2 protein-coding genes are annotated in these 2,847 nt (G+C 73.9%); both read left to right on the top strand.

The window, feature by feature from the left end; all coding sequences use genetic code 11:
* Window positions 1-231: 231 nt before the first annotated feature.
* The gene (locus tag HGA02_RS15370) at window positions 232-1,839 is read left to right on the top strand and encodes a CHASE3 domain-containing protein (RefSeq protein ID WP_168679919.1); all 1,608 of its coding nucleotides are present in this window, start codon (window positions 232-234) and stop codon (window positions 1,837-1,839) included.
* A gap of 273 nt (window positions 1,840-2,112) precedes the next feature.
* Window positions 2,113-2,847 (top strand): MFS transporter (locus HGA02_RS15365; protein WP_168679917.1); only part of this gene is annotated, 735 nt, incomplete at its 3' end.

Raw genomic sequence — 2,847 nt, 5'->3', positions numbered from 1 at the left:
CCCTGGGCGTGCCCGTCGCGTGGATCGACGGCGTCCCGGCGACGCCCGTCGCGTGGGCGGCAGCCCTGAGCCAGGCCCTCGGCCCGGACGCGCGCTGGGACTGACCCGCCCGTCGGGAGGTCGCGCGGCGCCGCGTTCTGGTCGCGCGACAGATTCTCCGGGCGACCACTTGAAACGATCTACGGGCGGTCGAAGGGAGAGGTGAACCCCCCAGACCCAGGAGCAGTGATCGTGCCCGGCCAGTCCCACCCCACCCGCCCGCGCCGCTGGCGCTGGAGCATCGGTCGACGTCTCGTCGCCGGCTTCGCCGCCACCCTCGTCCTCATGATCGGCGTCGGCGTCGTGTCGTTCCTCAACACCCGGGCGCTCGTGGAGAGCAGCGACTGGGTCGACCACACGCACGACGTCATCCGCGCGAACGACGACATCCTGTCCTCGCTCACGGACGCGGAGACCGGCCAGCGCGGCTACCTCATCACCGGCGCGGACTCCTACCTCGCGCCCTACACCGCCGCGCGGACCGCGGTCGGCGAGCACCTCGCCGAGGTGCGCGAGCTCACCGCCGACAACCCCGCGCAGCAGGCACGGCTCGAGGAGCTCGAGCCGCTGATCGCCGCGAAGCTCGACGAGATGCAGCAGACGATCGACGTCCGCGACGCCGACGGCTTCGAGGCCGCGCAGGAGATCGTCATGTCCGACGCGGGCAAGGCCGTCATGGACCAGATCCGCGGCGTGCTCGACCAGATCGGCGGGGCCGAGGAAGGCCTGCTCGTCGAGCGGGACGCCGAGGCGGACCAGGCAGCGCTCGCCACCGAGGTGGTGATCGTCGGCGGCTCGGCGCTCGCGGTCGCGCTGGTCGTCGTCCTCGCGGGGATCCTCACGCGCAGCATCACGCGCCCCCTCCGGGACCTCACCGCCCGGCTCACGGAGATCGCCGACGGCGACGGCGACCTCACGCAGCAGGTGAGCACCGCGCGCGACGACGAGGTCGGGGACCTCGCCCGCGTGTTCAACCGCTTCGTCGCGAACATCGCCGCGCTCGTCCGCCAGATCGGCGAGACCGCAGCCACCTCGTCCGCCGCGGCGCAGGAGCTCTCGGCGATCACGGGGGAGATGACCCGGCAGTCGACCCAGGCCGCGCAGCAGGCCGCGTCCGCCGCGGCGGCCGCCGAGCAGGTGTCGTCGAACGTCCAGACCATCGCCGTCGCGGGCGAGCAGATGGGCGCGTCCATCCAGGAGATCGCGCGCAGCGCCGCCGAGGCGAACACCGCCGGCCACACGGCCGTGTCCAGCACCGACGACGCGAACACCACCATCGGCCGCCTGGGCGAGTCGTCCGCCGCGATCGGCGGTGTCGTCGCGCTCATCAACACGATCGCCGAGCAGACCAACCTGCTGGCGCTCAACGCGACGATCGAGGCCGCCCGTGCGGGCGAGTCCGGCAAGGGCTTCGCGGTCGTCGCGGGCGAGGTCAAGGAGCTCGCGCAGCAGACCGCGAAGGCCACCGAGGAGATCACCGGCCGGATCACGCAGATCCAGTCCGACGTCGCGCACGCGGTCGCCGCGATCACCACGACGACCGACGTCATCGGGCAGGTCAACGACCACCAGAGCAGCATCGCCGGGGCCGTCGAGGAGCAGACCGTCACGACGTCGGAGATGACCTCGAACATCGCCGACGCGGCGCTGGGCGTGACGACGATCGCCGACAACGTCCGCGCGATGGCCGAGAACGCGCAGTACACGGCCGGGCACATCGACCAGATCCGCGGCTCGGCCGACGAGGTCGCGCGCAACTCGGTGCGGCTCGACGAGCTCGTGGGCAGGTTCACGGTCTGACGCGTCGCCGTGGCGCGCGCCACGCCACCGGTCCGCAGCGCCGGGAATGACCGGTGGGTCCCCTCCGTTGTGGAGGGTGTCGCACCGCCCATGACCCCCGGGCTCTACCCTTCGCCGCCACGAGCGGCCACGCGCCGAGAGGCGTCATCCGGTGCGCACGTCGCGGAGGGCGGCCGGTCGTGCACCGGCCGCCCTTCCGCTTCGTCCGGGGCCGTCCCGCGGTCGCGGAAATGCGTTTCCCGCGGCAACGGATCCGCGGGCTAGGGTCGCCAGGTGACGCCGCCCGACGACCGCCCCCGCACGACCGACGCGCTCTGGCGCGAGCGGCGCACGACGACCGCGGCGCTCGTGACGCTGGTCGTCCTCGTCGCGTTCGAGTCCTTCGCGGTCACCACCGTCATGCCGCGCGTCGCCGACGTGCTCGACGGGCACGCGCTCTACGCGTTCGCGTTCGCCGGGCCGCTCGCGACGGGCGTCGTCGGCATGGTCGTCGCCGGGTCGTGGTCGGACCGGCACGGCCCGTTCCGGCCGTTCCTCGCCGGGGCGGTGCTGTTCGTGCTCGGCCTGGTCGTCGCGGGGCTCGCGGCGTCGATGCCGGTGCTCGTGCTCGGCCGCCTCGCGCAGGGTCTGGGCGGCGGCGCCGTCAACGTCACGCTCATCGTCACGCTCGCGCGCGCGTACCCGCCCGTGCTGCACCCGCGGGCCTTCGCCTGGTTCTCCGCCGCGTGGGTCCTGCCGTCGCTCGTCGGGCCCGCGGTCGCGGGCGTGATCGCGGAGACCGCCGGGTGGCGATGGGTGTTCCTCGCCGTCGCCGTGCTCGTCGTCCCGACGAGCCTGCCGCTGCTGCGCACGCTGCGACCTCTGGGCCCGCCCGAGAGCGGGTCCGACGTCAGCCCCGCCGAGGCGCGCGTCCGGGTGCTGCTCGCGGTCGTCGTCGCCGCCGCGGTCCTCGCGCTCAACCTCGCGGTCGAGCTGTCCGCCGTGCCGTCCGCGGTGCTCGCGGCCGTC

Origin of the sequence: Cellulomonas septica (assembly GCF_012396155.1) — a bacterium.
Classification (GTDB): Bacteria; Actinomycetota; Actinomycetes; order Actinomycetales; family Cellulomonadaceae; genus Cellulomonas; species Cellulomonas septica.
Note: the sequence above shows the minus strand (reverse complement) of the source record. Positions and strands in the feature narration are given on the sequence as shown.